The organism is Actinomadura sp. KC06, assembly GCF_004348735.1.
In the GTDB taxonomy this organism is placed as follows: domain Bacteria; phylum Actinomycetota; class Actinomycetes; order Streptosporangiales; family Streptosporangiaceae; genus Spirillospora.
This window is the reverse complement of record NZ_SMKT01000032.1, coordinates 15,533-41,804: the sequence shown is the minus strand read 5'-3', so window position 1 is coordinate 41,804 and position 26,272 is coordinate 15,533. Positions and strand designations below refer to the sequence as shown.

The 26,272-nt window shown below is 73.1% G+C and carries 27 protein-coding genes; 4 read left to right on the top strand and 23 right to left on the bottom strand.

What is annotated here, in order from left to right:
• Nucleotides 1–9 precede the first annotated feature (9 nt).
• The 22 genes from E1287_RS13415 to E1287_RS13310 form a co-directional block, all read right to left on the bottom strand.
• Nucleotides 10–894 carry an ABC transporter permease gene (locus tag E1287_RS13415; protein ID WP_131965243.1) on the bottom strand — a complete coding sequence of 295 codons (885 nt, stop codon included), beginning with the start codon at nucleotides 892–894 and terminating at the stop codon, nucleotides 10–12.
• Nucleotides 891–1,898 carry an ABC transporter permease gene (locus E1287_RS13410; RefSeq protein ID WP_131965242.1) on the bottom strand — a complete coding sequence of 336 codons (1,008 nt, stop codon included), beginning with the start codon at nucleotides 1,896–1,898 and terminating at the stop codon, nucleotides 891–893. The genes E1287_RS13415 and E1287_RS13410 overlap by 4 nt, the downstream gene beginning before the upstream one ends.
• On the bottom strand, nucleotides 1,895–3,427 hold the full coding sequence (locus tag E1287_RS13405; RefSeq protein ID WP_165968984.1) for an ABC transporter substrate-binding protein: 1,533 nt from the start codon (nucleotides 3,425–3,427) through the stop codon (nucleotides 1,895–1,897). The genes E1287_RS13410 and E1287_RS13405 overlap by 4 nt, the downstream gene beginning before the upstream one ends.
• Before the next feature lie 145 nt (nucleotides 3,428–3,572).
• On the bottom strand, nucleotides 3,573–4,361 hold the full coding sequence (locus tag E1287_RS13400) for a VOC family protein (protein ID WP_131965240.1): 789 nt from the start codon (nucleotides 4,359–4,361) through the stop codon (nucleotides 3,573–3,575).
• Nucleotides 4,358–5,185 (bottom strand): IclR family transcriptional regulator, encoded by an 828-nt coding sequence (locus E1287_RS13395; RefSeq protein ID WP_131965239.1) that lies wholly within the window; start codon nucleotides 5,183–5,185, stop codon nucleotides 4,358–4,360. Before E1287_RS13395 ends, E1287_RS13400 begins: the two co-directional genes overlap by 4 nt.
• A 5-nt stretch (nucleotides 5,186–5,190) precedes the next feature.
• On the bottom strand, nucleotides 5,191–6,672 hold the full coding sequence (locus E1287_RS13390; RefSeq protein ID WP_131965238.1) for an aldehyde dehydrogenase family protein: 1,482 nt from the start codon (nucleotides 6,670–6,672) through the stop codon (nucleotides 5,191–5,193).
• Nucleotide 6,673: 1 nt separating this feature from the next.
• Nucleotides 6,674–8,095: an aldehyde dehydrogenase family protein gene (locus E1287_RS13385; protein ID WP_131965237.1), complete on the bottom strand. Its 1,422-nt coding sequence runs from the start codon at nucleotides 8,093–8,095 to the stop codon at nucleotides 6,674–6,676.
• Entirely contained in the window at nucleotides 8,092–9,300 is a 1,209-nt protein-coding gene (locus tag E1287_RS13380) for an NAD(P)/FAD-dependent oxidoreductase (RefSeq protein WP_131965236.1), read from the bottom strand. The genes E1287_RS13385 and E1287_RS13380 overlap by 4 nt, the downstream gene beginning before the upstream one ends.
• On the bottom strand, nucleotides 9,297–10,022 hold the full coding sequence (locus tag E1287_RS43670) for a hypothetical protein (protein ID WP_165968983.1): 726 nt from the start codon (nucleotides 10,020–10,022) through the stop codon (nucleotides 9,297–9,299). The genes E1287_RS13380 and E1287_RS43670 overlap by 4 nt, the downstream gene beginning before the upstream one ends.
• A complete protein-coding gene (locus tag E1287_RS13370; protein WP_131965235.1) occupies nucleotides 10,019–10,297 on the bottom strand; it encodes a hypothetical protein in 279 nt (92 codons plus the stop codon). The genes E1287_RS43670 and E1287_RS13370 overlap by 4 nt, the downstream gene beginning before the upstream one ends.
• On the bottom strand, nucleotides 10,294–11,361 hold the full coding sequence (locus E1287_RS13365) for a class I SAM-dependent methyltransferase (protein WP_131965234.1): 1,068 nt from the start codon (nucleotides 11,359–11,361) through the stop codon (nucleotides 10,294–10,296). The genes E1287_RS13370 and E1287_RS13365 overlap by 4 nt, the downstream gene beginning before the upstream one ends.
• Nucleotides 11,362–11,470: 109 nt before the next feature.
• Complete coding sequence (locus E1287_RS13360) at nucleotides 11,471–12,292, bottom strand: CoA ester lyase (protein ID WP_131965233.1); 822 nt, start codon at nucleotides 12,290–12,292, stop codon at nucleotides 11,471–11,473.
• Nucleotides 12,289–13,443 carry an acyl-CoA dehydrogenase family protein gene (locus E1287_RS13355; protein ID WP_131965232.1) on the bottom strand — a complete coding sequence of 385 codons (1,155 nt, stop codon included), beginning with the start codon at nucleotides 13,441–13,443 and terminating at the stop codon, nucleotides 12,289–12,291. The genes E1287_RS13360 and E1287_RS13355 overlap by 4 nt, the downstream gene beginning before the upstream one ends.
• Complete coding sequence (locus E1287_RS13350; RefSeq protein ID WP_243718952.1) at nucleotides 13,443–13,802, bottom strand: OB-fold domain-containing protein; 360 nt, start codon at nucleotides 13,800–13,802, stop codon at nucleotides 13,443–13,445. The genes E1287_RS13355 and E1287_RS13350 overlap by 1 nt, the downstream gene beginning before the upstream one ends.
• Complete coding sequence (locus E1287_RS13345; RefSeq protein WP_131965231.1) at nucleotides 13,799–14,941, bottom strand: acetyl-CoA acetyltransferase; 1,143 nt, start codon at nucleotides 14,939–14,941, stop codon at nucleotides 13,799–13,801. The genes E1287_RS13350 and E1287_RS13345 overlap by 4 nt, the downstream gene beginning before the upstream one ends.
• Nucleotides 14,938–15,342, bottom strand: coding sequence for a MaoC/PaaZ C-terminal domain-containing protein (locus tag E1287_RS13340; protein WP_131965230.1), 405 nt, complete (start codon nucleotides 15,340–15,342; stop codon nucleotides 14,938–14,940). Before E1287_RS13340 ends, E1287_RS13345 begins: the two co-directional genes overlap by 4 nt.
• Nucleotides 15,339–15,830, bottom strand: a complete 492-nt coding sequence (locus E1287_RS13335) for a MaoC family dehydratase N-terminal domain-containing protein (RefSeq protein WP_131965229.1) — start codon at nucleotides 15,828–15,830, stop codon at nucleotides 15,339–15,341. The genes E1287_RS13340 and E1287_RS13335 overlap by 4 nt, the downstream gene beginning before the upstream one ends.
• Nucleotides 15,827–16,861 (bottom strand): RidA family protein, encoded by a 1,035-nt coding sequence (locus E1287_RS13330; protein ID WP_243718950.1) that lies wholly within the window; start codon nucleotides 16,859–16,861, stop codon nucleotides 15,827–15,829. Before E1287_RS13330 ends, E1287_RS13335 begins: the two co-directional genes overlap by 4 nt.
• Complete coding sequence (locus E1287_RS13325; protein ID WP_131965228.1) at nucleotides 16,858–18,189, bottom strand: MmgE/PrpD family protein; 1,332 nt, start codon at nucleotides 18,187–18,189, stop codon at nucleotides 16,858–16,860. The genes E1287_RS13330 and E1287_RS13325 overlap by 4 nt, the downstream gene beginning before the upstream one ends.
• Entirely contained in the window at nucleotides 18,186–19,415 is a 1,230-nt protein-coding gene (locus E1287_RS13320; RefSeq protein WP_131965227.1) for a CoA transferase, read from the bottom strand. The genes E1287_RS13325 and E1287_RS13320 overlap by 4 nt, the downstream gene beginning before the upstream one ends.
• A complete protein-coding gene (locus E1287_RS13315; RefSeq protein WP_131965226.1) occupies nucleotides 19,412–20,395 on the bottom strand; it encodes an LLM class flavin-dependent oxidoreductase in 984 nt (327 codons plus the stop codon). Before E1287_RS13315 ends, E1287_RS13320 begins: the two co-directional genes overlap by 4 nt.
• Nucleotides 20,392–20,910, bottom strand: coding sequence for a MaoC family dehydratase (locus E1287_RS13310; protein ID WP_131965225.1), 519 nt, complete (start codon nucleotides 20,908–20,910; stop codon nucleotides 20,392–20,394). The genes E1287_RS13315 and E1287_RS13310 overlap by 4 nt, the downstream gene beginning before the upstream one ends.
• Before the next feature lie 152 nt (nucleotides 20,911–21,062).
• Here E1287_RS13310 and E1287_RS13305 point away from each other — a divergent pair, with 152 nt between their 5' ends.
• Together E1287_RS13305 and E1287_RS13300 are read left to right on the top strand one after the other, a co-directional pair.
• A complete protein-coding gene (locus E1287_RS13305; RefSeq protein WP_207934191.1) occupies nucleotides 21,063–22,097 on the top strand; it encodes a nitrilase-related carbon-nitrogen hydrolase in 1,035 nt (344 codons plus the stop codon).
• An 18-nt stretch (nucleotides 22,098–22,115) separates the two neighbouring features.
• Nucleotides 22,116–22,568, top strand: a complete 453-nt coding sequence (locus E1287_RS13300) for a DUF3598 family protein (protein ID WP_131965223.1) — start codon at nucleotides 22,116–22,118, stop codon at nucleotides 22,566–22,568.
• Between the two features lie 6 nt (nucleotides 22,569–22,574).
• Here E1287_RS13300 and E1287_RS13295 read toward each other — a convergent pair whose 3' ends face one another.
• Nucleotides 22,575–23,303: an FCD domain-containing protein gene (locus tag E1287_RS13295; RefSeq protein ID WP_131965222.1), complete on the bottom strand. Its 729-nt coding sequence runs from the start codon at nucleotides 23,301–23,303 to the stop codon at nucleotides 22,575–22,577.
• A gap of 131 nt (nucleotides 23,304–23,434) precedes the next feature.
• Between E1287_RS13295 and E1287_RS13290 the strand changes: the two genes are divergently transcribed.
• Nucleotides 23,435–24,952, top strand: coding sequence for an AMP-binding protein (locus E1287_RS13290; protein ID WP_243718947.1), 1,518 nt, complete (start codon nucleotides 23,435–23,437; stop codon nucleotides 24,950–24,952).
• A gap of 61 nt (nucleotides 24,953–25,013) precedes the next feature.
• Nucleotides 25,014–26,246: a DUF4437 domain-containing protein gene (locus E1287_RS13285; RefSeq protein WP_131965221.1), complete on the top strand. Its 1,233-nt coding sequence runs from the start codon at nucleotides 25,014–25,016 to the stop codon at nucleotides 26,244–26,246.
• Nucleotides 26,247–26,272: the final 26 nt, after the last annotated feature.

Below are 26,272 nucleotides of genomic sequence, written 5' to 3'. Positions count from 1 at the left end.
GCGCGGCTGTCACGGGCCCACCGACTTCAGCCGCGCCCTGCTGCGGGCGGCCATGCCGTCGCCGACGAGGTTGGCGGCGGTCACGGCCAGGACGATGACGGCGGCGGGCACGAGCACCAGCAGCGGCGACCCGACCAGATGCTGGCGGCCCTCGGACAGCATGTTGCCGAGCGACGGCGAGCCGAGCGGCGCGCCGATGCCGAGGAAGGACAGCCCGCTCTCGGCGACCAGCAGGTCGGCGAACACGAACGCCCACATCACCATGATCGTGTGCCGCAGGCCGGGCAGGACGTGCGCGATCAGGATGCGGGGCCGCGTCACGCCGAGGAGCCGCGCCGCGCGGACGTACTCGCGCTGCATCAGCCCGCGCGTCTCGGCGTAGATCACGCGGGCGAAGATGGGCCAGCCCACGACGCCGAGAGTGATCGACAGCGGCAGGAACCCGCGGCCGACCGCCGCCATCGCCGCGACCGCGATGACGAGGTAGGGCAGCGACAGGCACACGTCGATGACGCGGGAGATCGCGGCCTGGACGTAGCCGGTGGTCGACCCGGCGAGGACGCCGAGCGTCAGGCCGATGACGGTGACGATGCACGCGGCGGTGGCGGCGACCGACGCCGTCCAGCCGAACCCGGCGATCGTCCAGGTCAGCAGGTCGCGGCCGACGCCGTCGGTGCCGAGCAGGTGGCCGTCCTCGCCGGGCGACAGCAGCCGCGACTCGACGCCGGTCTTCACGTCGGTGATGCCGCCGAACAGCAGCGCGACGAGCGTCCCGCCGACGAGCACGACCGCGATGCCGAGGCCCGCGATCAGCCGCGCCGACTCCGCGCCCGGCCGCCGGGGGGCGAGCCGGCGCCGCACGAGCCCGCGCGGGGCCTCCCGGACCGCCGTCATCGCCGCCCCCGCAGCCGCGGGTCGAGGACGCCGAGCAGCGCGTCGGTGGCGGTGTTCGTCAGGAACACCAGGCCCGCGATCGTGAACACGGCGGCCTGCACGATCGGGAAGTCGAGCTGCCGCACCGAGTCGATCATCAGCGCGCCGAGGCCCGGCCACGCGAAGATGACCTCGATGATCAGCGCGCCGGAGACCAGGATCGCGAGCTGGGTGCCGACGAGCGCGGCGGCGCCGAGCAGGGCGTTCGGCAGCACGTGCCGGAGGATGACGGTGCGCCTGGACGCCCCGGCGGCGCGGGCCGTCCGGACGAAGTCCTCGTCCATGGTCTCGGCGACGTTGGCCGACACGACGCGGGTCAGCCGCGGGACGAGGAACGCCGCGAGCGACACCGCGGGCAGGATCGCCGCCGAGGCCGTGGCGTTGCCGATGCTCGGCAGCAGCCCGAGCTGGACGGCGAAGATCTGGATGAGCACGAGCCCGACGACGTAGCCGGGCATGCCCTGGCCGATGAAGACGAGCCCGGAGGCGGCCGACTGCGCGCGGCCCTCGGGGCGCGCGCCGATCCACGCGCCGAGCGGGATCGCGATCAGCATGTTGAGCAGCACCGCCAGCATCGCGAGCTGGAGCGTGGCGGGCAGCCGGTTCAGCACCTCGGTGAGCGCGTCCGCGCCGGACTGGACGGACGTCCCGAAGTCGAGCTGCGCGGCGCGGACGATGAACGTGGCGTACTGCTGGGCGAGCGGCTCGTCCAGGCCGTACTGCTCCCGGACCGCCGCCACCTGGTCCGGGGTGGCGTCCTGCCCGGCCAGCGTCGTCGCCGGGTCGCCGGTGAGGCGCAGCAGGAAGAACAGCAGGGTCGACACCGCGAACAGCAGCACCACGAGCTGGGCCAGCCGGGACGCGAGCATCCGGGCCAGGCTGCCGGCCCGTCCCCCTTTGCGGACCGGCGCCCCGGCCGCCGCGGAGGTGCCCGCGGCGGCCGGGACGGATGCCGTGTCCGTCACTTCTTGGCCATCTGGTCGTAGCGGAAGAAGCGGTTGTTGTCCTTGGCGCCCTCAAGGGACGAGGACTTGCCGACGATCGTGATCTGGTGCACCAGGAACAGCGCCGGCGGGTTGTCGTGCATCTCGGCGACGACCTTGCGGAGCTGCTCGTCGCGCTTCTGCCCGTCCATGTCGGTGAGGGCGGCCGAGAGGTGGTCGGCGGTCGGCTTGTCGCAGAAGAACGTCGACGGGCGCAGGCAGGTGAAGTTGGTCATGGCCCGGCCCGCGTCCATGGTGGGCAGCGCGTTCCAGGAGAGGCCGAACGCCTGCGTCTTCCAGGTGTTGCCCGTGTAGTTCTGCAGCCATGTCGGGAACGTCATCTGGTTGAGCGTGAGGTTCACGCCGACCTTGGCGAGATCCTGCTTGACCGACTGGTAGATGTCGGCGTCTCCGGGGAAGGCGCCGACGACGACGTCCGCGCTCATCGCGAAGCCCTTCGGGTGCCCGGCCTCGGTCAGCAGCGCCTTGGCCTTGGCGGGGTCGTGCGGGTACGCCTGCACGTCCGGGTTGTGGCCGCGCACCTTCTCCGTCGGGCCCTGGCCGACCGGCTTGGCCTTGCCGAGCAGCAGGTTGTCGGTGATCGCCTGCTTGTTCACCGCGTAGTTGAGGGCCTGCCGGACCTTCTTGTCGGTGAGCGGCGAATCGACCGGGTCCTTGCCCTTGACGGTGCGGAACGCCAGCGACATGACCTGGTTGCCCGGGTTGACCTCCGCCTGGATCGACCCCTTCATCTGGTCGACCTGGTCGGGCGAGACGCCGGTGATGAGGTCCACCTGGCCGGACTGCAGGGCCTGCAGCCGGGAGGCGGGGTCCTGCATCGCCTGGATCTCCAGGCCCGCCTCCTTCGGCGCGCGCCAGGACTTCTCGAACGCGGTGAGGGTGATCTTGTTGCCGCCCCAGTTCTTGACCTGGAACGGTCCCGTCCCGACCGGCTTGGCGGCGATGCCCTTCACGCCGCCCGCGGCGAGGGCCTTCGGCGCCGGGATCATCAGCTCGGTCACCTTGTTCGGCAGCACCGGGTCAGGGACGGCCGTGGTGATCTCGACCGTCTTCGCGTCGGCCGCCTTGGCGGACTTGACCGTCGCCAGGTCGTTGGACACGACCGACCGCTTGGCCTCGGGATTCTGCTTCAGGAAGTTCACGACGTCCGCGACGCCCTGGGCCGTCAGCTTCTCGCCGTTGGAGAACTCGACGCCGTCACGGAGCGTGAAAGTCCATGTGGTGTCGGAGGTGTTCTTCCATTCGGTCGCCAGCCACGGCTTCACCTGGCCGGTGTCGTCCACGAACGTCAGCGGGTCGTAGATCGCGGCGTAGGTGTAGATGCCGGGGGAGACCGCGGAGTTGAACGGGTTGCCCTGGGACGCCGGAAGCGAGTCGACACCGATCTTCAGCGTCTGCGCGCCGGCGGTCCCGGAGCCGCCGCAGGCGCTGAGCGCCGCCATTCCCAGGACGAGGGCCATGCCGCCCCGCACTGCAATGCTTCTGCCCACCAGGCCCTCCATTTGTTCCACTGAACGGAACAATAAAATCGCTCAGTGGAACGGTAGATTGACGTCCGGCACAGTGTCAAGGGTTCGAAAAGAAGAAACATGCAGGTAACAGACCAGAATTACGCAGAGCGGCGGCGCGGGCGGATCAGGCGCACGCCATCAGCGCGCCGCCCGCGCCCGGAACGGTCCACGTTTTTCCCGGACCATCCCCGCGCAGCGTGACGGCGACGATCCCGCCGTCGTGCGGAGATCTCCGGGCCCGGACGGCCGGGTCGTCCACGGGATACTGATCGACTTCCACGGCGCAGCGGTCTGGAAGCTGGAGCGTGCTGATGCGGTGGAGCGTTCCGGCCGGACGGCCGAGCTGCGCGTTCAGCGCCCGGACCGGCAGCGGATGGTCCGTCACCCGCCGCGTGGGCAGCCGGGCCTCCAGCGCACCGCGCGCCGTCTCCAGATCGCCGGCCGCGAGGACGGCGATGAACACCGGGCCCACCGGCCCGCGAGGGCGCGGCAAGATGAATCCCGCCGGGGCGCGGTCGACCTGCGTCAGATAGAGCGCCTCCCCGGCCGGGCCCGCGACCTGCACGGCCCGCAGCCCGCCGCCCGCCCCGACCGGACGCGGCTCGGCCAGGACGCGCAACCCGGCGGCGCGGGCCCGCTCGGTCGCCTCGTCCGCGTCGGCCACGAGGATCTCGGCGGCGGCCCAGCCGAGCGTCGTGAGCGGCTCGGGCGTCCGCGCGCCCGGAAGCTCCACGACGTGGACCACGCCGCCCGTTCCGGTGCCGGACAGGACGACTGAGCGGCGCCCGTCCAGCCCGGGGAGAGGGGCGCCGGACGTCCGCTGCTCAGAGCCCGGCTCCAGACCGACGCCGTCCCGGTACGCGGAGACGGCGGCGTCCAGGTCGGCGGTGACGACGGTGACGGACGCGATCATTCCGGGGACGCGCCGTCGGGCCGTCCGCCGACCCGTTCGGTCAGGGTCGCGGCGGCCTCCTGCAGCAGCTCCACCAGCCGGTCGACCTCCCCGCGGAACCGCTCCAGCGGACCGGCGATCGAGATCACGGCGAGCGGCGCCCCGGTGGGCCCGAACACCGGCGCGGCCACCGAGCCCGCGCTCGGATCCCGCTCGCCGAAGGAGATCGCGTAACCGACCTCGGCGATGTGGGCCAGCTCGTCGCGCAGTGTGGGCGGCTGGGTGATGGTGTTGCCGGTCAGCTTGCTCATCGGCTGCGACGCCAGGTACTGCTCGCGTTCGGCGGGATCCAGGAACGCCAGGAACGCCTTGGACGACGCGCCCGCGTGCAGCGGGAACGCCGCACCGAGCTGCACCATCATCTTCACGTCGCGGTCGGGGGTGACCTGGTCGACGTAGACGCGGTGCCAGCCCGAGCGGGTGGAGAGCGTCGCCGTCTCCTGGGTCTCCTGCGACAGGCGCGTGAGGACCGGACGCGCCTCGGCGCGGATGTCGATGCGGTCGAGGTAGCCGAGCGCGAGGCTGACGATCCGCGGGCCGAGGCTGTACCGGCGCGTCGACGGATGGAACGTGATGAAGCCCTTGGCGCGGCAGCTCGTCAGGCCGCGGTGCACGACCGCCTTGGACAGCCCGAGCCCTTCGGCGATCTCGGTGACGCCGAGCGTGGGCTGCTCCGCCTCGCCGAGGAAGATGAGGATGTCGAGAACCCTGTCGATTCCCGTGACCGTCTGCCCCTTGACCGGTTCGGCGCTGCCGGCGCCGTCGTTGACGCGCACAGTGGACATCCCGTTCACCCCACCATGTGGAAGCTCTGGTACTGGACATACGCCTCGAACCCCTCGGGCCCGAGTTCCGTGCCGAGCCCGCTCGACCGGCGTCCCGCGAACGGCGCGGCGGTGTTGAAGCCGAACCCGTTGATGCCGACCGTTCCGGTGTCCAGGCGCGCCGCCACGGCGAGGGCGCGGGACTCGTCGGCGCTCCACACCGAGCCTGCCAGGCCGTAATCGGTGTCGTTCGCGATGGCGACGGCCTCGTCCTCGTCGGAGGCGGGGATGAGCGTCACCACGGGCCCGAAGACCTCCTCCTGGCAGATCCGCATGCCGCTGCGCGCGTCGGTCAGCACGGCGGGCGTCAGGTAGAACCCGGCGTCCAGATCGGGCGGACGCTTCCCGCCGGACACCAGCCGGGCGCCCTCGGCCAGGCCCGACGCGATCAGCCCCTCGACGCGGTCGCGGTGCGCGGCCGAGATGAGCGGGCCGAGCCGGGTCGCGGGGTCGAACGGGTCGCCGACGGGCAGCGACTCCGACACCGCGGCGACGCGGTCGGCGACCTCCGCGAGCAGCGGGCGCGGGACGATGACGCGGCTCTGGATGAAGCAGTTCTGCCCGCTGAAGGTGTAGGCGAGGAAGGGGAGCGCCGCGGCGAAGCGGTCGAGGTCGGCGTCGTCCAGCAGGACGGCGGCGGACTTCCCGCCGAGTTCGAGGACCACGGGAGTGAGCGTCTCGGCGCAGCGTGCGGCGATGCGCCGTCCCGCCTCGGACGAGCCGGTGAACCCGACGATGTCGACGCCCGGATGCCCGACGAGGGCCTCACCCGTCTCGCGCCCGCCGGTGACCACGTTGACGACGCCCGGAGGAAGACCGGCCGCGGCGGCGCACTCGGCGAACAGGAAGGCCTCCAGCGGTGCCTGAGGTGGCGGTTTCAGCACCACCGTACCGCCTAGCGCGAGGGTCGGTCCGATCTTGTACATGCCCATGGGGAGCGTCCCGTTGTAGGGCACGATCGCCGCCGTCACCCCGCGCGGGCCGCGCCGCACGATCGACCGCCTGACGCTGCCCGGGCCCCGCGGTTCGGGGACCGGGCGCAGCTCGTCCACGACGAGCGAGCGGGCCATCGCCGCGTAGTAGCGCAGCAGTTCCGAGGCGCGGTTCGCGCGTCCGGGCGCGCCGCCGACCGGGCGCCCGATCTCGTGGGCGAGCAGGACGGTCAGCTCGGCGTCGCGCTCCTGGACCAGGTCGGCGAGCCGCTCCATCGCGGCGGCGCGGTCCGCGGGCTCCCAGCTCCGCCAGCCGCGCGGGTCCTGGAAGGCGGCGCGGGCGGACGCGACGGCCGCGTCCACGTCGGCGGCGGACCCGTCCGGGACGCTCCCGACGACCGTCCCGTCGGACGGCGAGACGACCTCGACCACCGCGCGGGACCGTGCCGGGACGACCTTCCCGTCCACGAAGACGCCGTCGCGGTGCGCGATCTCGGGCGCGAGTGCGGGACGCATCTCACTCCTTCCGGTAACCGGCGGGCACGCCGGGGGAGGTGGAGAGCCACACGCTCTTGGTCCAGGTGTAGAGGTGGACGGCGTCGGTCCCGCCCTCGCGCCCGTACCCGGACGCGCCGACCCCGCCGAACGGCACCAGGTCGGACAGGACGCGGTACGTGTTCACCCAGACCGTCCCGACGCGGAGCGCGCCGGCGAGGCGGTGGGCCCGCCCCGGATCGCCGGTCCACACGCCCGCGCCGAGCCCGAACCGGGTGTCGTGGGCGAGGCGGACGGCGTCGTCCTCGCCGTCGAACGGCTCAGCGCACAGCACCGGCCCGAAGACCTCCTCGGTGAGCAGCGGGTCCCCGGCGGCGACGCCGCTGAAAACGGTCGGCGCGACCCAGTTGCCGCCCGCCAGCTCAGGTTCGTCAGGCGTCGCGGCCTGGGCGACGATGTGCGCGCCCCGCGCGGCGCCGTCACCGACGAACGCGCGGGTCTTGGCGGCCTGGGCGGCGGTGACCTGCGGCCCGACCTGGACGCCGGGCACGCGCGGGTCCCCGACGCGCAGCTTCTCGACGCGCCGCGCGACGCGGTCCAGGACGTCGGGGAACGCCTCGCGCTGCACGTACAGGCGCGATCCGGCGATGCACATCTGCCCGCACGACCCGGTGAAGCCCTCGACGATCCCGTCCGCCGCGGCGTCCAGGTCGGCGTCGGCGAACACGAGCTGAGGGGACTTGCCGCCCAGTTCGAGCGCGGACGGGGCGAAGTGCGCGGCCGCGGCGGCGCCGACCCGGGCGCCGGTGGCGTCCGAGCCGGTGAACACCACCAGCCGGACGCGCGGGTCCTCGACGAGCGCGCGGCCGAGGTCTCCGCCGCCGTGGACGACCTGCGCGACACTCTCCGGATGCCCCGCCTCGGCGAGGACCTCGGCGACGATCCGGCCGAGGAGCAGCGCGGTCAGCGGGGTCTCGGCGGCGGGCTTGAGGACGACGGCGTTCCCGAACGCCAGCGCGGGCGCGATCTTCTTCGCGGCGAAGAAGTACGGGACGTTCCACGGGATGATGCCCGCGACCACCCCGTACGGCTCGCGCGTCGTGTAGGTGTGGAACGGGCCCGAGACCGGCACGACCGTGCCGTGCGCCTTGTCCGCCCAGCCGCCGTAGTACTCGAAGCACGCGGCCGCCCGCTCGGCCTCGCGGCGCGTGTCGGCCGGCAGCTTGCCGGTGTTCAGCGTCTCCAGCTCGGCGATCTCGGCGGCGCGCGCCCGCATCCGGCGGCCGACCTCCACCAGAAGACGGCCGCGCTCGGACGCCGGTACGTCCCGCCAGCGCGGCGCGGCGTCCTCGGCGGCGCGGAGGACGGCGTCCAGGCCGCTCGGCGTCGTCGCGGGGACGTCCTCGATCAGCTCGCCCGTGATCGGCGACAGGACGGCGGTCAACGGCTCGCTCCTTCGACTGCGTCGAGCATGCTCATGGCGCTCACGTGGCGGAGTGCCGCCGCCGGGTCGGCGGCGGTCGCGGCCAGATCCCGGAGGCGCGCGAGGCGGGCGTCCCGGCCGGTCGCGTCGACGCCCGCGCGGACGGTCCGGGTCGCCGGCTGGACGACGCGGACGGCGGCATCCCGGCGGGCGGCGGCGTACGCGCCCGCCTCGGCCTCGCCGTCGCCGCCCGCCCGCAGCGCGGGGCCGAGCCGGGCGGCGAGGTCGAACGCGTCGTGGACGCCGGAGTTCAGCCCCATCCCGCCGGTCGTGCTGGACAGGTGGGCGGCGTCGCCCGCCAGCAGCAGCCGGCCGGCGCGGAACCGGTCGGCCACCCGCTGGTGGCTGCGGTACAGCTGATGCTGCTGGAGCGGGTTCGCGGCCCAGCTCCGATCCCCGACGAGCAGGTCGAGGGCGGCGGCCAGTTCGGGGTGGGTCCCGCCGGTCCCTTCGGCGGACGCGGCGGCGTCGACCGTGGTGCTGGTTGCGACGCGCCACACGTCCGGGGTGCGGATGAGTGACAGCCGCCCGTTGGGACCGCTCCAATAGGAGATGGGGCCGAGGTCGTCCACGACGTCCTCGAAGGGGAACGGCGTGGCGGCGACCAGGCTCTGCGACGGGTAGGTGTCGCCGGGGAAGCCGATCCCGGCGAGCTTGCGCAGCGCGCTGTGCGCACCGTCGGCGGCGACGACGTACGGCCCGGTCAGGCGCGTGCCGTCGGCCAGCGTCACGGTCGCGTCCGCCGCCCCGTCGTCCGCGCCGGTCAGCCCGGTGACGCGGTGCTCGTGGCGCAGGTCCACGTGCGGGGACGCCTCGGCCAGCTCGCGCAGCAGCCGCAGCAGCTTGTACTGCTCGTACTGGACGCGGAACGGGAACGGCGTCCGGCCCTCCAGCACGCTGTAGGAGAAGGTGGCGCGGTCGGGCAGTTGGAGGTCGCGGAACTGGAGCCGGTCCACCCGGACCCCGTGCGCGACGGCGTCGGCGGCGGCGCCGATCCGGTCGAGCAGCGCGAGGGTCGGCGGGTGCAGCGTCGAGCCGCGCCATTCCTTGCCGACCCCGGCCCGCTCGGCCTCCAGCACGGTGACCGGCACCTGCTCGGCGGCCAGGGCGAGCGCGGCGGCCAGGCCGACCGGCCCCGCCCCGACGACGATCACGGGCGCGGTCATCCGGCCTCCTCGGTGAGCCGGGCGAGCGCTCCCGTCGCGGATGTGAGCGCGGACGGCGCGTCCGCCGCGTGCACCAGTGCCCACGTCCCGGCCAGGTTGGACGACAGCAGTAGTGAACTGGACGGGGTCAGCTCGTCCAGCACGTCGAGGCTGGCGGCACCGGTCCCCGCGACCACGGCGGCATGCCCCGGCCCGGCCGTGCCGGAGTCCAGTGCGGCCCGCATCGCGTCGCGGACGTCGTCGGCGCCCGTGGCGTAGATCGGACGGCCGCCCTTGATCTCGTGCACGTCCACCTTCATCCCGGCGGCACGCCAGAACCCCGCGCACTCGTCGGTGAGCCAAGACGGGTACGGCGAAACGACAGATACGCGGCGGATGTCGGCGGTGTGCAGCGCGCGGACCAGGCCGCCCGCCGAGGTGACGACGGGGACGCCGGACCGCTGCGCGAGCGCGTCCGACCACTGCCGGTCGCCGTCCGGCCCGAGGCGGTAGGTCGCGCCGGTGCAGGCGACGAGGACGGCGGCCAGGTCGAGCCCGGACAGGGTCTCGATCGCCTCCCCGGCGTTGTCCCGGTACCAGTCGAGGCGGGCGCGCAGGTCCAGGCCGCGCGGCGCCGCCATCCGCGCGACGTACGGGACGACGCCCGGCGGCAGCAGCCGCCGGGTCTCGGGCTCGACGGTGGGGTTCGCGGACGGCACCACGATCCCGACGCGGACCGTCACGCGGTCAGTCCGCCGAAGACGCGCCGGATGAAGGCGTCCCGCTCCGCACGGGCGGCGGCGGGGTCGCCGTCGTCCGGTTCGAGCGCGTCCGGCGATGTGACCACGCCACCTGCCACGAGCTGGGACTCCAGCGCGGCCAGGCGGCGCCGTGTCACCCACAGCTCGGCGGCGAGCTGGACGCTGATGTGCATGAGCTGGTCGTTGACGCCCTCGCCGACGAAGGCGCCGAGCGGCTGCGGGCCGTCCACCCGCCAGGTGTCCTTCTCCTGGGTCATGCCGTGCACACCCACGTCGCCGTCCGGCCGTTGGTGAACTCCACCGTCGAGAACAGCCGCTCCAGTTCGGCGCCGATCCCTCCGTGGACGAACCGGAACGCGAACGGCTCGCCGTTGAAGCGGGTGTCGAAGTCGCGGTCGTAGGTCGCCCACGGCTCGGGCGGGGCGTCGGGCTGGCGCATCTCGTGGACGACGAGGACGCCTCCGGGCCGCAGCACGCGCCGCGCCTCCGCGACCGCGCGCAGCGCGATCTCCCAGGGGACCTCGTGCAGGATCGTGCCGAGGTAGGCGACGTCGAAGGAGCCGTCGGGGAAGCGCAGGTCCTCGGCCAGCCGCTGGGAGAAGACGACGTCGGCGCCGAGCCGGACGGCGCGCGCGTGCGCGTACCGCAGCAGCGGCGCGGCGGAGTCGACGCCCCACACCTCCGCGTCCGGCCAGCGGTCCTTGAACGCCACGGTCATGGCCCCGATGGAGCAGGCGATGTCCAGGACGCGCGCCACGGACCCGTCGGCGGGCCCGGGCACCGCATGGGCGCGGGCGATCTTGGCCTCGTCGCGGTCGTTGGTCCCGAGGTGGAAGACCTTCGTCCCGTAGTGGTAGACGTATCCGGCGAGCGGCTCGTCGTGGTAACCGCCGGGCTGGCGGTGGAAGTGGACGTCGGCGGAGTAGGCCGGGTGCTCCCAGTCATTGGCGAGTTCGAGGCGGCCGGGACCGCGTCCGGCGGCGTCGTCCAGCTCCGCCTCCAGCGCGGGGCGCAGCCGTTCGTAGGCGGCCGTCACCCGCGCCCAGTTCATGTCCTGGGTGGAGCGCAGCAGCCGATTCCGCAGGCCGACCAGCGGCACGGACTCGGCGGCGGCGCGCAGGTCGTCCAGGCTCTCCGGACGCCGTTCGGCGACCCGTTCCCGGACCGCCTCGGCCGCCACGGGGTTGATCTCCGCCAGCGTGAAGCGGCGCAGCCCCTCGACGAAGTCGAGGTGGCTCTCGTCGTCGAACCCCGGCATCGCCGTCATCGTGCCGAGCCGCCCGCGCGGCGCCGCCTCACTCGGACCTGACCCAGGACCCATGGACCGACCCCTCCATCCGATGTGGTCCGCTCAGCGGAACATGTGTTCCACGATTGTGGTGTGATGTGACCTTAACAATCGAAATGCCCCGATGTACATCCCTGACGGCTCAGGTGAGCAGCAGGCGGCGGGCGGCGCGGACCACCGCCTCGTCCACGAGGCGGCCGTCGTCGCCGACGAGGACGCCGGACCCCGCCGCCAGGCTCGACTCGTAGGCGGCGACGAGCGTCCGGGCGCGTTCCAGCTCGGCTGGCGACGGCGTGAAGACCCCGGCGGCGACCGGGAGCTGAGCGGGATGGATGCAGGCGCGCCCGCGGAAGCCGAGGCGCTTGAGGCGCTCGGTCGTCGCGCGGAAGGCGTCCAGGTCGCGGAACTCGGTGGAGACGGGCGCGAGCGGCGGGCTCAGCCCGGCGGCGGCGCACGCTGCGACGATCTGGGAGCGGGCCCAGAGCAGCTCCGACCCGTCCGGGGACGGGGTGACGCCGAGGTCGGCGGCCAGGTCCGCCTCACCGAGCTGGAGGCCGGTGACGCGCGGCGCGGCGGCGATCGCCGGGGCCGCGAAGACGGCCGCCGCCGACTCCAGCAGCGGGACGACGGGCAGCTCCGGCATCCCCGCCGCCGTGAGGACGCCGTCCAGCGCGTGCATCTCATCGGCGGTCTCGGTCTTTGCGGCGAGGACGCCGTCCAGGCCAGGCCCGGCGAGGGCGCGGACGTCCGCATGCCCGAGGCCGCCCGGATTGATCCGGACGGTCACGAGCGGACGCTCCGCGGGCAGGGCGCGCAGCCACCCGGCGACGGCCGCGCGGGTGCGTTCCTTCGCCGCCACCGGGACCGCGTCCTCCAGGTCGACGATCAGCTGGTCGGCGCCGGACCGCAGCGCCTTGTCCAGCCGGTCCGGACGGTCGCCGGGGACGTACAGCGCCGTCTTCATCCGATGCTCTCCTTGCCCGACGTCAGGGCCTTGGCGATGACGGTCCGCATGATGTCGTTGGTGCCTTCGCCGATGCTCATGAGCGGCGCGTCCCGGTAGAGGCGCTCGACGGCGAACTCCTTGGAGTACCCGTATCCGCCGTGGATCTGCATCGACGCGAGCGCGCAGTCGATCGCGGCCTCGCTGGCGAACGTCTTCGCCATGCCCGCCTGCATGTCGACGCGGTCGCCGGCGTCGGCGCGGGACGCGGCCCAGTACACCAGCAGCCGCGCCGCCTGCACCTTGATCGCCATGTCGGCGATCTTGAGCTGGACGGCCTGGAAGTCGTGGATCGGCCGCCCGAACGCCTCGCGCTGCGCCGCGTACCGCAGCGCCTCGTCGTAGGCGGCCTGGGCGATGCCGAGCGAGCGCGCGGCGATGTTGATCCGCCCGGTCTCCAGCCCCGACAGGACCTGCTGCATGCCGCGCCCCTCGACGCCGCCGAGCAGGTTCGCGGCGGGGACGCGCACGCCGTCGAACACCAGCTCGCACGACTCGGTGCCCTTGTAGCCGAGTTTCGGCAGGTCGCGCAGCACCTCGAAGCCGTCCTCGACGAGCAGCACGGACATGCCGCGATGCGCGGGCGTCGTGGCCGGGTCCGTCTTCACCAGGACGGGCAGCGGGCTGGCGTGCCGGGCGTTCGTGATCCACGTCTTGCGGCCGTCGACCACGTAGTGATCGCCGTCGCGGCGGGCCACGGTCGCGATGCCCTGCAGGTCGGTGCCCGCGCCCGGCTCGGTGAGGCCGATGCCGGTGCGGCGGCGCCCGGCGGCGAGGTCGGGCAGGAAGCGCTCCTTCTGCTCGGAGGTGCCGTGCCGGGCGATCATCCAGCAGGACAGCGAGTGGCTGCCGAGGATGCCGGCGATGCCCATCCAGCCCTTGGAGATCTCCTCGAAGACGAGCGCGAAGGAGACCATGTCGGCGCCGAGCCCGCCGTACTCCTCCGGGACGGTGAGCCCGAACAGCCCGAGCCCCTTCATCCTCTCCACGATCTCGGTCGGGTACCGGTCGGTCGCCTCCCACTCGTGGACCACGGGACGGATCTCCCGGTCGACGAAGTCGCGGAGCGTGTCGCGGAAGAGCCGCTGCTCTTCGGTGAGTTCGAAGTCCATCAGGCGTCCTTGACGAATATGGGGAGGTTGCGGCCGTCCGGGAGCGGGCGCCAGCCGAGCCGGACGGGGTCGTCGCAGGTCCACGGGCCGGGGCCGGCCAGCCGGGTGAGCACGATCGGGCCCTCGGCGAGCCTGACCCGGGCGATGACGTAGGGGGTCTCGACGTCCGGGGACGGCGCGCGGTGCACGACGGTGAACGAGTCGACGCTGCCGCGTCCGGACGCCTCGGCGAACGCCAGGTCCGTCCCGCCGCAGCGGGTGCACAGGTCGCGCGGGTAGTGCTGCGCGTGCCCGCACGAGCACCGCTGGACGAGGAGGCGCCGCTCCCGGGTGGCCTCCCACCAGTCGTCCTCGATCACCGGTCCACCCCCAGCAGGACGGTCGCGTGGCTGGACAGGATCCCGCCGGTGCCGTGCGCGAGCGCGATCTCCGCGTCCGGGACCTGCCGGTCGCCGGACTCGCCCCGCAGCTGCCGGACGGCCTCGATCAGCAGCAGCAGCCCGTACTGGCCGGGATGGCAGTACGACAGGCCGCCGCCGTTGGTGTTGAGGGGGAAGCCGCCGCCGGGCCGGATCCGCGCGCTCTCGACGAACGACGCGGCCTCGCCGGGCGCGCAGAACCCGAGCCCCTCCAGCGTCAGCAGCACGGTGATCGTGAAGGAGTCGTACACCTCGGTGACGTCCACGTCGGACGGGTCGAGCCCCGCCATCGCGAACGCGCGCCGCCCGGAGTCGAACGAGCCGGGGCGGAGCAGGTCGTCCGCCGAGGTCATGCTGGTGTTGGTGGCCGACTCGCCGTACCCGAGGACGATGACGGGCGGGCGGCGCAGGTCCCGCGCGCGGTCCAGGGAGGTGACGACGACGGCGCCGCCGCCGTCGGTGACGAGGCAGCAGTCCGCGGCGGTCAGCGGCGTCGACACCATCGGCGCGTCGAGCACGTCGTCCGTGGTGAGCGGGCCCTTCCCGTAGCGGAACGCCTTCGGGTTCAGCAGCGCCCACTCGCGGGCGGCGACCGCGACCTCGGCGAGCTGCTCCCGCTTCGCGCCGTAGGCGTGCAGGTAGCGCTGCGCGGCCATCGCGTAGTACGAGATCGGGTACAGCGGCGCGTACGGCGCCTCGAAGATCGCCTCCGGGGTGTGCGCGTCGGCGACTCCACCGAGCGAACGGGACCGGGCCGACCGCTGGTTGGACGCGAACGTGATCAGCACGGTCTCGCATTGCCCCGCGTCGATCGCCTGCGCGGCCCGCGCCACGAACATCTCGAACGCCGAGCCGCCCGCGAACGTCGAGTCCGTCCAGGACGGACGGATGCCCAGGTAGTCGGCCATCTGCGTGGCGGAGAAGCGGGACACGCCGGTCGTGGCGATGCCGTCGACGTCGGCGAGCGCGAGACCGGCGTCGGCCAGCGCACGGGTGACCGCCTGCGCCTGCAGCCGCAGGATCGACGCGCCCGTCACGCCGAGGTCGGACTCGGCCGCGCCCGCGATCGCCACGGTCACAGCCGGACCTCGCAGCCCGCGGGCGCGACGGCGACGCGTCCGCCGCCGTCGTCCTGGACGACCTCGACCTTCTGCTCGATGGTGAGCAGGCCGCCGTCGACGCCGGTGACGACGCCGGTGCAGCGGACGGTCTCGTCCGCGAAGACCAGGTTCTTGAACCGGAACCGCATCTTCGTCAGCCGCGCGGACGGCCCCAGCCAGTCCTGGACCTGCTCGGCGAGCAGCGCGCCGAACACCTGGCCGTCCACGACGGGGGCGGGCAGCTTCCGGGGCTCCAGGAAGGCGGGGTCGTAGTGCATGCGGTGCCAGTCCCAGGTCGCGCCCGCGTAGGCGACCATGTCGGCCAGCTCGAAGCGCCGGACCAGCTCCGGGACGGCGTCTCCCACCGCCACGCCGGTCATGTGATCTCCACGTAGATCAGGGTCTCCTCGTTGGTCGCGAGCGGCTCGCCGCGCTGGTCGGTGTACTCGGCGGCCGAGGTGACGACGAGCATCGCCTGCCCCCGGCCGTTGACCCGTTCGGTGATGTCGCTGATCCGCCAGGTCGCGGTGATGACGTCGTCCGGGCGGACCGGGCGGTGGAACGCGTAGGAGTTGCCGCCGCGGACGAGCCGCGTCCCCGGCACGTCGAGATGCCAGGAATGCCCGGCGAAACCGTCGTCGTCCCTGGCGAGCCCGGCGTACTGGTTCGTCTCGAAGATCAGCGTCGGCGGGGCGACCACGCCGTCGTACCCGTGCTCGCGCGCGTACGCGTCGTCGGTGTACAGCGGGTTGTGGTCGCCGACGGCCTGGGCGAAGTAGCGGATGGACGCGCGCCCGAGCTCCTCAGGAGCCGTGTAGACGACCTCGCGCCCGATCAGCGCCTTCATCTCGTCGGTCAGCAGGCTCATGGGAGCACCGCCGTGGGCACGACCTCGATGAGGAAGTCGGGGCGCAGCAGCGCCGAGCACACCACCGACGTCAGCGCGGGCGCGTCGCCGAAGTACTTCGCGCGGATCTCGGCGATCTCGTCGTAGCCGCCCACCGCGTCCGGGGTGATGTACTCCACGAGCCGGACGACGCTCCCGTACGGCGGCCGGTCCCCGAGCCCCGCCTCGCGGAGCGTCGCCGCGATGGACGCGTACGTGTACTCCGCCTGCGCGGGCAGGTCGCCGTCGAAGATGCCCTTCTGGGTGGCGGGTTCGAGCGCGCCGAAGCCCGACATGAACAGGGTGTCGCCCGCCGCGACGCCGGGCTTGTAGGTGAGGGTGTCGTACCGCTTCCAGCCCGGGTTGACCGTCCGGAGCTTCGCCGTGGACGCGATCGCGTCCAGCGACACCATCGCGCCCGGCATGACCGGCTGGTCGACGATGATGCCCGCCGCGCCGGGGAACACGCCGTCCTCGGTGCCGAGCAGCTCCTTGCGCGGACGCCCGCAGCGCGGGTACTCGGCGCGGGTCGCGCTCGCCGTGTAGTCGGTCGTCTGGACGAGCGAGCCGAGCCCCAGCCCGGCCGCTTTCAGCAGGTCGGCGGCCTGTTCCAGGCACTGCCGGTACTGCGCGCGGAAGTCGCCGCCACGCGGGTGGATGCTGGGCAGGTAGACGATCCCGCCCGCGATCCGGAGGCTGCCGCGGTGCATGCCGTCGTCGGGCGCGGCCTCGATCAGCTCGCCGCCGCCCGGATACGCGGTCAGCTCGACGGACAGGTCCTCGCCGCCGGGCAGCGCCTCCACCGCCACCGTCGCGACCGGCGCGCGGTGGCCGCCGAGCGCCGCGCGGCGGGCGGCCTCGACGTCCGGATACGCACCGAGCGCGGTCGCGGTCGCGTACTCCACGACGTGGACGACGTCGCCGGGCGCCGTGCCGGCCGCGGCAAGTTCGGCGAACGCCCGCTCGTAGGCGCCGCCGATCGTCCCGGCGAACGCGGGCAGCCGTATCGTCACTGTTCCTCCAGGGCCTTGAGCAGCGGCTGAATCGTGGTGAGGCCGGGCAGGGCGAGGATCCGATCGACGCTGCCGGGGGAGCCGATGTTGGCGAGCGCCTTGTCCCAGACGAGCGCGTCGATGCCCGGATCGTCCGGGCCGCCGCCGCTGCGGGGCACCTCGGCGCGGATCTCTTTGCCGTCGCGGGTGACGGCGCGCAGCCGTCCCGGCTGGTCGGCGGCGGCGCCGCCGAACGCCACGACCTCCGTCCCGACGCGGGCGGCGAGGGCCAGGACGTCGGGACGGTCGATCTCGTCGTAGGTCGCGGCGGTCACCGTCCCGTCGACGACCATCGCGGCGACGCTCCACGGCAGGCTGAACTTGGCGTCGTAGGACGTGCGCGGACGTTCCTTGCCGTCCCCGCAGACGATGGACGCGGCGTCGGGGTGCACCTCGGCGGTGATGCTCGCGACGTCCTTGCCGTGGAACTCGCGGGCGGCGTCGAGCTGGGCGTGCATGAGCTGGCAGGCGGGATACGGCTTGACGGTGATCCGGGTCAGCTCCCAGCGCTCGCCGAGCCCGTCCAGGACCGCCGCCGGCGGGACGCGGCGGCCGAGCAGCGCCCCGTACAACCCGTACTCGCCCTCGACGACCGAGCCGGGCCCGGACGCGCCGTGCGACGCGAGGGACGCGGCGAGCACCCCGCCCCGCGCGGCGAACCCCGGGTGCAGCTGCTTCGTGGACGCGCCCGTGTTGAGGAACTCCAGCAGCCCGCCCGCCTGGCTGCCCGCGATGCCGAGCGCGTCGACGGTCTCGGCGACGGTCAGGCCCCGCAGCCGGGACGCGGTGAGCGCCGCTGCCAGAACCCCGCACGCGGCGGTGGCGTGCAGGCCGCGGGCGTGGAATCCGTGCGGGGCGGCGGCGCCGAGCCGGCACACGGTCTCCAGCCCGGCCACGGCCGCCAGCAGCAGGTCGGACCCGGTGCGCCCGAGCGCCTCGGCCTCCGCGAGCGCGACCGGGACCACCGGCGCGGACGCGTGCACGAGCCCGCCCGCGTGCGTGTCGTCGAAGTCGAGCGCGTGCATCAGCACGCCGTTCGCGAACGCGGCCTCCGCGCGCGTCACGCGCGCCGCGCTCGGCGGCTGGCCGATGATCGTCGCCTCGGGACGCCCGCCCCCCAGCTCGCGCGCCGTCCGGACAGCCGGGTCCGCCGCGCCGCGCCGGGCCGCCGCGACGGCGCAGCCGAGGCCGTCCAGGACGTGCCGGACGGCGGCGTGCCGCACGGCCTCGGGGACGTCCTCGACGCCGAGCCCGAGCGCCCATTCCGCCAGCTCGCACGCGACCGTCATGCCGCCGGCTCCGGCCCGGTCGCCGCCTGCTCCGGGCCGAAGGCCCCGGCCGCGGCCAGCTCCGCGACGCGCTCCCCGGTGAGGCCGAGCACCTCGGACGTGACGTGCGCGAGGTCCTCGCCGCGCCGCGGGGCGCGCCGGTAGGCGGGCGGCTCGGAGCCCGCCCGCACCGGAGAGGCGAGGTTCTTCAGCGTCCCGTAGCGCGGGTGCTCGGTCTCCACGACGAGGCCGCGGGCGGCGGTGTGCGGCTCCGCGAGCGCGGCGGCGACGTCGTTGACCGGCGCGCACGGGATGGACGCGGCGTACAGCGGCTCCAGCCATTCCGCGACCGTCCGGTCGAGGAACAGCGGCTCCAGCAGGGCGAGGAGGTCGGCGGCGTTGCGCTGCCGGTCGGCGAACGTGGCGAAGCGCGGGTCGTCCGCCAGGTCGGAACGATCCAGGACGGCGGTGAGCCGCCGCCAGAACTTCTCCTTCGCGCAGCCGACGACGAGCCAGCCGTCCTTGGCGCGGAAGTTCTGGAACGGCACCAGCGACGGGTGCGCCGAATGCCGCGTCCGCGACGGCGCGAACCCCGCGTTCAGATGCCACACCCCCGGATACGTCAGCATCGAGATCGCCGTGTCGTAGAGCGAGACGTCGCAGTCCATGCCGATGCCGTCGCGCCTGGCCGCGTGAAGGGCGGCGATCATCGACAGCGCCGCCACGTATCCGCCCGAGTAGTCGACGAGCGAGAGCCCGGACTTGGCGGGCGGCCCGTCCGGTTCGCCCGTCAGGTCCATCCACCCGGCGAGGCCCTGCAGGATGTAGTCGTAGCCGGGTTCCTTAGATCGCGGCCCGGTCATCCCGAACCCGGTCAGCGAGCAGCACACGATCCGCGGGTTGAGGTGCTTCAGGTCGTCGTAGGTGATGCGGAGCTTGGCCGGGACGTCGCCGCGCAGGTTCGAGTAGACCGCGTCGGAGACCCGCACCAGCTCCTCGAACACCGTCCGCCCGGCCTCGGTGGACAGATCGACCGACACCGACCGCTTGTTGCGGTTGAACGCCTCGTGGAACAGCGAGTCCTCGCCCTCGGCGTACGGGGGGACGTAGCGTCCGACGTCGCCGCCCGTCCGCGGGTCCTCGATCTTGATGATCTCGGCGCCGAGGTCGGCCAGGTGCAGCGAGCCGAACGGTCCCGCGCCGTACTGCTCCAGCGAGACGATCCGCACGTCCTCCAGCGGCCTCATGCCAGCTCCTTGATCAGTTCGATGATCCGGGCCTGCGCCACCCGGGTCTCGGCGGGCGCGAGCCCGTGGGTGGGGGGAGTCAGCTTGATCGTGGTGGCGTGGCCGTCGTAGGCCGCGATGCGCTCGGCCACCTGGTCGGCGGTGCCGGAGAGGGTGAGCGCGTCGACCATCCGGTCCGGCACGGCGGCGGCGAGGCCATCCGCCCCGGTGCCGCCGCGGAACGCCTCGACGACCTTCTCCTGCTCGGTGGCCAGGTCGTGGAAGGCGAAGAAGTCGGCGTAGGTGCGGACCGAGGCGTAGAACCCGGCGAGCCCTGCCGCGCGGCGGCGCGCCTCGGCCGGGTCCGGGTCGATCGAGCAGGCCGCCGACACGACGGCGTCCACGCCCGGACGCAGCAGCGGCAGCGCCCGCTCCCGGAGCCACGCGGGGGAGCACAGCTCGTGCGAGATCCAGCCGTCGGCGATCTCCCCGGCCAGCCTCGTCATCACCGGCCCCATCCCCGCCAGGTACACCGGGAACGGGACGGCGGGGAACGGCCGCTGGTAGCCGCGCACCCGCAGGCTCGCCAGCTCGCCCTCGACGGTCATCGGCGCGCCGGACGCGGCGTGCGCGGCGAAGTGCCGGATGATCGCCACGGTCTCGCGGAGCCGCGCGGCGGGCCGCTCCCAGCGGACGCCGTGCCAGTCCTCGTTGAGCCGCCGCACGCCGGATCCGAGCCCGAGGACGAACCGTCCGCCGGACAGCTCGGCCAGGTCGAGCGCCTCCAGCGCGGTGGTCATCGGGCTGCGGGTGAACGCCAGCGCGATCGCCGTGCCCACCCGGACGCGCTCGGTGCCCGCGGCGACGGCCGCCGCCTGGACCGTCGCGCTGCGGTGCAGCTCGGGCACCCACACCGCGTCCGCCCCTGCCTCCTCGGCCGCGCGGGCGGCGGCGACCAGCTCGGCGAGGGTCTCGCCCCACGGCCCGTAGGTGATCCTCATGCCGTCAGCGGCCCGGTCTTGGCCTCGGGGAAGTAGTTCTTGTCGTGCGGCGCGTCCCGCTTGTAGACCATGACGGTGCGCGTCCAGGAGACGACCTCGTCGCCGTCCTGGTTCAGGCCGCGGGTGCGGGCGGTGATGATGCCCGCGTAGGGCCGCGACCCCGATTCGCGCATCTCGGTGATCAGCGACTCGGCGTAGACGGTGTCGCCGACGAACACCGGGTGGGTGAGCCGGATGTCCGTCCAGCCGAGGTTGAGCAGCGCGTTCTGGCTGACGTCGAGCACCGACAGGCCGAGCACGAGCGCGACCGTCAGCCCCGAGTTCACGATGATCCTGCCGCTGGGGGAGCGCCCGGCGAAGTCGGCGTTGAAGTGGTTCTGGTTCGTGTTCAGCGTCAGCAGCGTGAACCAGGTGTTGTCGCTCTCGCCGATGGTCCGGCCGAGCGGATGCCGGAACACGTCGCCGACGGCGAAGTCCTCGTAGTACCGGCCGATCTGGGCCTCGTGGACGGTCAAGCCGCACCTCCTCGGATGCGCCCCTGCCGCAGGGGCTCTCCCGAACCTAAAGGTCAGACTTTTATGGCGTCAACCCCTCGGACCCCTTGCGTGGCCGTTCGCATTCCGCTTAGCGTAACGGCGTTCCGACATGGATGGGGAGGTGGGAGGACGTGAACCAGCCGCAGACCGCGGATCCCGCGTACCGGGCCCTCGCGCTGCAGACGCGGACGCGAGCCGTGAACGGGCTGCCGCCGGCCGAGGCGCGGGACGCCATGACCGCGGCGATCGCACGAATCGGCGGCGAGGTCGCCGCCGCGAAACGCTGGGTCGGGGCTGACCTGCGGCTGGTGGTGCTGCCGGAGTACGTCCTCAGCGGCTTCCCGATGGGCGAGCCCATCGAGCGCTGGCGCGACATGGCCGCGCTCTCCCCGGACGGCCCCGAGTACGAGGCGCTCGCCGCCGTCGCCGTCCGCGAGGAGCTGTTCCTGTCGGGCAACGCCTACGAGAGCGACCCGAACTTCCCCGGCCTGTACTTCCAGGCGTCCTTCGTGATCGACCCGTCCGGCGAGACGGTGCTGCGCTACCGGCGCCTGCATTCGCTGTACTCGCCGTCCCCGTACGACGTCTGGGACCGCTACCTCGACCTCTACGGCATGGACGCGGTGCTCCCCGTCGCCCGCACCGAGATCGGGAACCTCGCCTGTATCGCGTCCGAGGAGATCCTCTATCCCGAGCTGGCCCGCGCGCTCGCGCTGCGCGGCGCCGAGGTGTTCTGCCACTCGACGTCCGAGGCAACGAGCCCGGCGCTCACCCCGAAGGCGATCGGCCGCCGCGCCCGCGCCGTCGAGAACCTCGCCTACGTCGTGTCGGCGAACAGCGGCGGCCTGCACGGCATCCCGATCCCCGGCGACTCGACGTCCGGCGGGTCGCAGATCCTCGACTTCGAGGGACGGGTGCTCGCCGAGGCCGCGGGCGGGGAGAGCGTCGTCGCCTACGCCGAGCTCGACCTCGCCGCGCTGCGCCGCAACCGGGCCCGTCCCGGCATGGGCAACCTGCTGTCGCGCGTCAAGCCGGGCCTCTGGGCGGACGAGTACGCCCGGCACGACGTGGAGCGCCCGAACGGGCTGGACGGACGCCCGCCCGAACGCGCCTGGTTCGCCCGCAGGCAGCAGGAGTCGATCGACCGCCTCCACCAGGCCCGCTGAACAGACCGAAGGGAAACCATGGGATCGATCCGCGAAGAGATGCCGCTGCTCGCCAGGCACGAGGGCAAGTGGAAGGGCACCTACACCTACGTCGACGCCGAAGGCGAGGTCACCGACCGGCACGACTCGCTGCTGACCTGCACCCTGCCCGTGGACGGCGAGCACGACTACCACCAGGTCAACGAGTACACGTGGGCGGACGGACGCACCGAGACGCGGGTGTTCCCCGGCGTCTACCAGGGCGCCGGCCGCTGCACGTTCGACACCGAGCGGCTGCGCGGCGAGTTCTGGGAGCTGGACGACCGCGTCATCTACCTGAACTGGATCTACAAGGCCGAGGGCGAGGACCTGCGGCTGTTCGAGCTGATCCATCTCAGCGAGGACGGCACGCGCCGCAACCGCGTCTGGCAGTGGATCAGGGACGGCGTCTGCTTCCAGCGCACCCTCATCAACGAGACGAAGGTCGGATAAGGGAGCTCAGTCGCCGAGGCGGGTGCGGTCGATGGACGTGTAGGTCTCGCGGAGGTTCTCCAGGTGGGCGTGGCACGCCTCGCGCGCGCCCGCCTCGTCCCGCGCCTCGATCCGGGACAGGATCTCGCGGTGGTCGTGGTCGACGCCGTACCAGAACCTGGCGGGCGCGTTCTCCCGCAGGAACCGCTCGTTGAGGACGCGGAACACCGGCTGCGTCACCACCTCCAGGAACGGGTTGCCCGCCATCTTCAGCAGCACCCCGTGGAAGTGCCGGTTCGGCGCGAAGGTCTCGGCCGGGTCGAGGGCACTCGGGTCGAACAGCGACTCGCGCAACTCGGCCAGGCCCTTCTCGTCGCCGCGCAGCGCGGCGAGCCCGGCGGCCGGGACCTCCAGCATCTCGCGGATCTCCAGCAGCTGGTCGACCGTGATCCGGGTGTCCAGGGTGAGCAGGTTGAGGCTGGTCGCGAGGTACTCGGTGATCTGGTCGGGCCGCGGGTAGGCGACGAAGCTGCCGCCCGCGACGCCGCGCGTGGTGGTGACGAGGTTCTGGCTGGCCAGCAGCCGCAGCGCCTCGCGGACCGTGCTCCGGCTGACCCCGTGCTCGGCGGACAGCACGGGCTCGATCGGGAGCCGGTCGCCGGGCTTGAACTCCCCGGCGATGATGCGGTCGCGCAGGCTGGCGGCGATCTCCGCGTACGCGGGCGCACGCCGGTCGGGTGCTCTCTCGGCGGTCACCCGGCCATCGTACCGGTAAACGTCAGACTTTCTGTCCGGAGGGCATTGACGGGCGCCGGGACCACCCGGCAAGCTCTCCGATAACGCTCATCGGAACTCAATTCCGATTTACGGAACACGGAGGTGGTGTCGTGGCACTCCGCCGGGGAGGCGCGCCGCTCTCGATGGCCGGGGGCGTGCGCGAGTTCGCCGCCGCCACGCCGGACACCGTGGCCGTCGTCGAGGGGGAGCGGACCCTCACCTACCGGGCCCTGGACGAGCGGGCGAACCGGCTCGCGCAGGCGCTGCTCGCGCGCGGGCTGCGGCCGGGCGACCGCTGCGCCGTCCGGCTCGGCAACCGGCTGGAATTCCCCGAGATCATCGCCGCCGCGGCCAAGGCGGGCCTGGTGCTCGTCCCGCTCGGGACGCGCCTCACCGAGCCCGAGACCGCCTACATCCTGGAGCACTCGCAGGCCCGCGCCCACATCTCCGACGAGGAGCCGCCGGTCCCGATGGACGTCGTCCTCCGGATCGGCGCAGGCGGCGGGAGCGGCACGAACGGCATGGCCTCCTACGACTACGACAAGGCGCTCGAATCCGCGTCCGCCGCCGACCCGATGGCGCCCGTGGACGAGAACGACCCGTGCTGCCTGTACTACACGTCCGGGACGACCGGGAAGCCCAAGGGCGTCCTCAGCAGCCACCGCGCGCGGACGCTCATGTGCTACCTGTCCGCGATGGAGTGGGGCCTCGGCGCCCGCCGGGTCAGCCTCGCCGTCGCGCCGATGTACCACGGCGCCGGGATGGTCTTCGACTACGCGCCCGTCGTCGCCGGCGGCACCGTCGTCATGCTGCCGAAATGGGACCCGGAGCACATGCTCGTCCTGGCCGAGCGGCACCGGGCGCAGTCGGCGTTCCTCGTCCCGACCCACGCGCAGACGCTCCGCGAGTCCGGCGCGGCCGGGCGGCACGACGCGTCCAGCCTCGACACCCTCTACTTCAACGCGGCCGCCTTGCCCGCCGTGCTGAAGGAGTGGGTGACGGAGACGTTCCCGCACGCGGGCGTCCACGAGCTGTACGGGTCGACGGAGGCGGGCATCGTGACCAACTGCCGCCCGGACGACGCGTCCCGCACCGGCTCGGTCGGCCTGCCCTGGTACATGACGGAGCTCCGCGTCGTGGACGACGCGGGCGAGCCCGCCGGGCCCGGCGAGCGCGGCGAGCTGTTCAGCCGCTCGCCGTTCCTGATGAACGGCTACCTGCACGACGACGCGGCCACCGCCGCCTGCACGACCGATGACGGGTTCCTGGCCAGCGGCGACATCGTCGTCCGGGACGAGGACGGCTTCGTCTACGTCGTCGACCGGAAGAAGGACATGATCATCTCCGGCGGGGTGAACATCGCGCCCCGCGAGGTCGAGGACGTCATCGCCGCCTTCCTCGGCGTCGCCGACTGCGCCGTCGTCGGGCTGCCGGACGAGCGCTGGGGCGAGCGCGTCGCCGCGTACGTCGTCGTCCGGCCCGGCGCGTCCGTCACCGCGGACGCGCTGGACGCGCACTGCCGGGAGAGGCTGTCCGGCCCGAAGGTGCCGCGCACCGTCGAGTTCCTGCCCGTCCTTCCCCGCAACGCCGCCGGCAAGGTCCTCAAACGCGAACTGCGCGACCGCTGACCACCGGCCCCGCCCCATCGGCTCCGTTCGAATTCCCGAATACCGAAAGAGGTGCTCTTCCTTGCGACCCCATGTCGAACTCATCCAGGAGGCCGACTACATCTGGCACGGCGCCGAACTCGCCGGCGGCGAGGGCCGGGCCAGCGAACGCCGGCTGTCGGTCGACGAGGAGGACGGCTCCTGCTCGCTCCGCGTCGACTTCCACACCGACTGGGGCCGCGGCCCCGGCATCCACCACGCCAACACCGAGTACTACGTGCTCGAAGGGTCGATGACCTACGGCGGCAGGGAGATCGGCAAGGGCGGCTACGTCTACGCGCCGAAGGGCGTCCCGACGGAGGCCATCACGTTCCGCGAGGGCACCCGGCTGCTGCACTACCGCGAGTACGGCGACGCCGGGTTCGACCCCGTCGAGAACACGAACGCGCCGCGCTGGGAGGGCGCTCGCGAGGACGTCCTCGTCGTCGACTCCGAGGCCATGAAGTGGGACGCGGTGCCGAACCCCGGCCCCATGCCCGGCCTGTTCATCAAGTACCTGCACGTCGACCCGGTGACCGGCTTCTACACGCGGCTGGTCCACGCCCAGGAGGGCTGGACCGACCACCGCCTCGCGCACCACCCGTGCTACGAGGAGGCGTACACCGTCCAGGGGCACATGGAGTACAACTTCGGGACGCTGGACCTCGGCACGTACTTCTTCCGTCCGGCGCGCGTGAAGCACGGCCACTTCACCAGCATGGAGGGCGGCGCGACGTGGCTGCTGCGCTCCGACGGCGAGCTGTTCAACTGGTACACGCAGAGCGAATGGGTCCGCTGGGGCGGCGAGGCGATCAACTGGGGGCCGGGGGAGTCCCGGCTGCGCTGGTCGATGTCGGCGCACGACCTGGGCGCCGGGAGCCCCGGACGCAGCGACCGGGACCTGGCCGACCTCCAGGCGTCCGTGCGCTACCAGCGCGAGCAGGGGGAGATCGACGAGGACTACGTCCAGCACGGGACGGGCACCGACAAGAGCCTCCTCGCGATCGCGAAGGCCATGGACGCCGCCCGCCTCCAGGGCGGCCACGGACACGACCATGATCACGATCACGACCACGATCACGATGACGCGTTGAAGGCCGACTGGGGCGCCGAGCCCGCGTCCCTCGAACACCCCGCCGACCGCACCGACGAGCAGGCGCACGTCTGGGGCGCGGGCCGGAGCTGGCAGAAGGGCGACCCCATTCCGGCGCCGATCCTGTCCAGCCGCCCCGTCCGCAGCCGCAGCGCGGGACGCTGGAACGGCGACGGCATGTGACACGCGCTCCGCAGGGAAATGCCCGG

Excerpts from the sequence above, each read along its gene's own strand:
- E1287_RS13415 (WP_131965243.1), bottom strand. The coding sequence starts at position 894 with ATGACGGCGGTCCGGGAGGCCCCGCGCGGGCTCGTGCGGCGCCGGCTC.
- E1287_RS13400 (WP_131965240.1), bottom strand. The coding sequence starts at position 4,361 with ATGATCGCGTCCGTCACCGTCGTCACCGCCGACCTGGACGCCGCCGTC.
- E1287_RS13395 (WP_131965239.1), bottom strand. The coding sequence starts at position 5,185 with ATGTCCACTGTGCGCGTCAACGACGGCGCCGGCAGCGCCGAACCGGTC.
- E1287_RS13390 (WP_131965238.1), bottom strand. The coding sequence starts at position 6,672 with ATGCGTCCCGCACTCGCGCCCGAGATCGCGCACCGCGACGGCGTCTTC.
- E1287_RS13380 (WP_131965236.1), bottom strand. The coding sequence starts at position 9,300 with ATGACCGCGCCCGTGATCGTCGTCGGGGCGGGGCCGGTCGGCCTGGCC.
- E1287_RS13370 (WP_131965235.1), bottom strand. The coding sequence starts at position 10,297 with ATGACCCAGGAGAAGGACACCTGGCGGGTGGACGGCCCGCAGCCGCTC.
- E1287_RS13365 (WP_131965234.1), bottom strand. The coding sequence starts at position 11,361 with ATGGGTCCTGGGTCAGGTCCGAGTGAGGCGGCGCCGCGCGGGCGGCTC.
- E1287_RS13360 (WP_131965233.1), bottom strand. The coding sequence starts at position 12,292 with ATGAAGACGGCGCTGTACGTCCCCGGCGACCGTCCGGACCGGCTGGAC.
- E1287_RS13355 (WP_131965232.1), bottom strand. The coding sequence starts at position 13,443 with ATGGACTTCGAACTCACCGAAGAGCAGCGGCTCTTCCGCGACACGCTC.
- E1287_RS13340 (WP_131965230.1), bottom strand. The coding sequence starts at position 15,342 with ATGACCGGCGTGGCGGTGGGAGACGCCGTCCCGGAGCTGGTCCGGCGC.
- E1287_RS13335 (WP_131965229.1), bottom strand. The coding sequence starts at position 15,830 with ATGAGCCTGCTGACCGACGAGATGAAGGCGCTGATCGGGCGCGAGGTC.
- E1287_RS13325 (WP_131965228.1), bottom strand. The coding sequence starts at position 18,189 with ATGACGGTCGCGTGCGAGCTGGCGGAATGGGCGCTCGGGCTCGGCGTC.
- E1287_RS13320 (WP_131965227.1), bottom strand. The coding sequence starts at position 19,415 with ATGAGGCCGCTGGAGGACGTGCGGATCGTCTCGCTGGAGCAGTACGGC.
- E1287_RS13315 (WP_131965226.1), bottom strand. The coding sequence starts at position 20,395 with ATGAGGATCACCTACGGGCCGTGGGGCGAGACCCTCGCCGAGCTGGTC.
- E1287_RS13300 (WP_131965223.1), top strand. The coding sequence starts at position 22,116 with ATGGGATCGATCCGCGAAGAGATGCCGCTGCTCGCCAGGCACGAGGGC.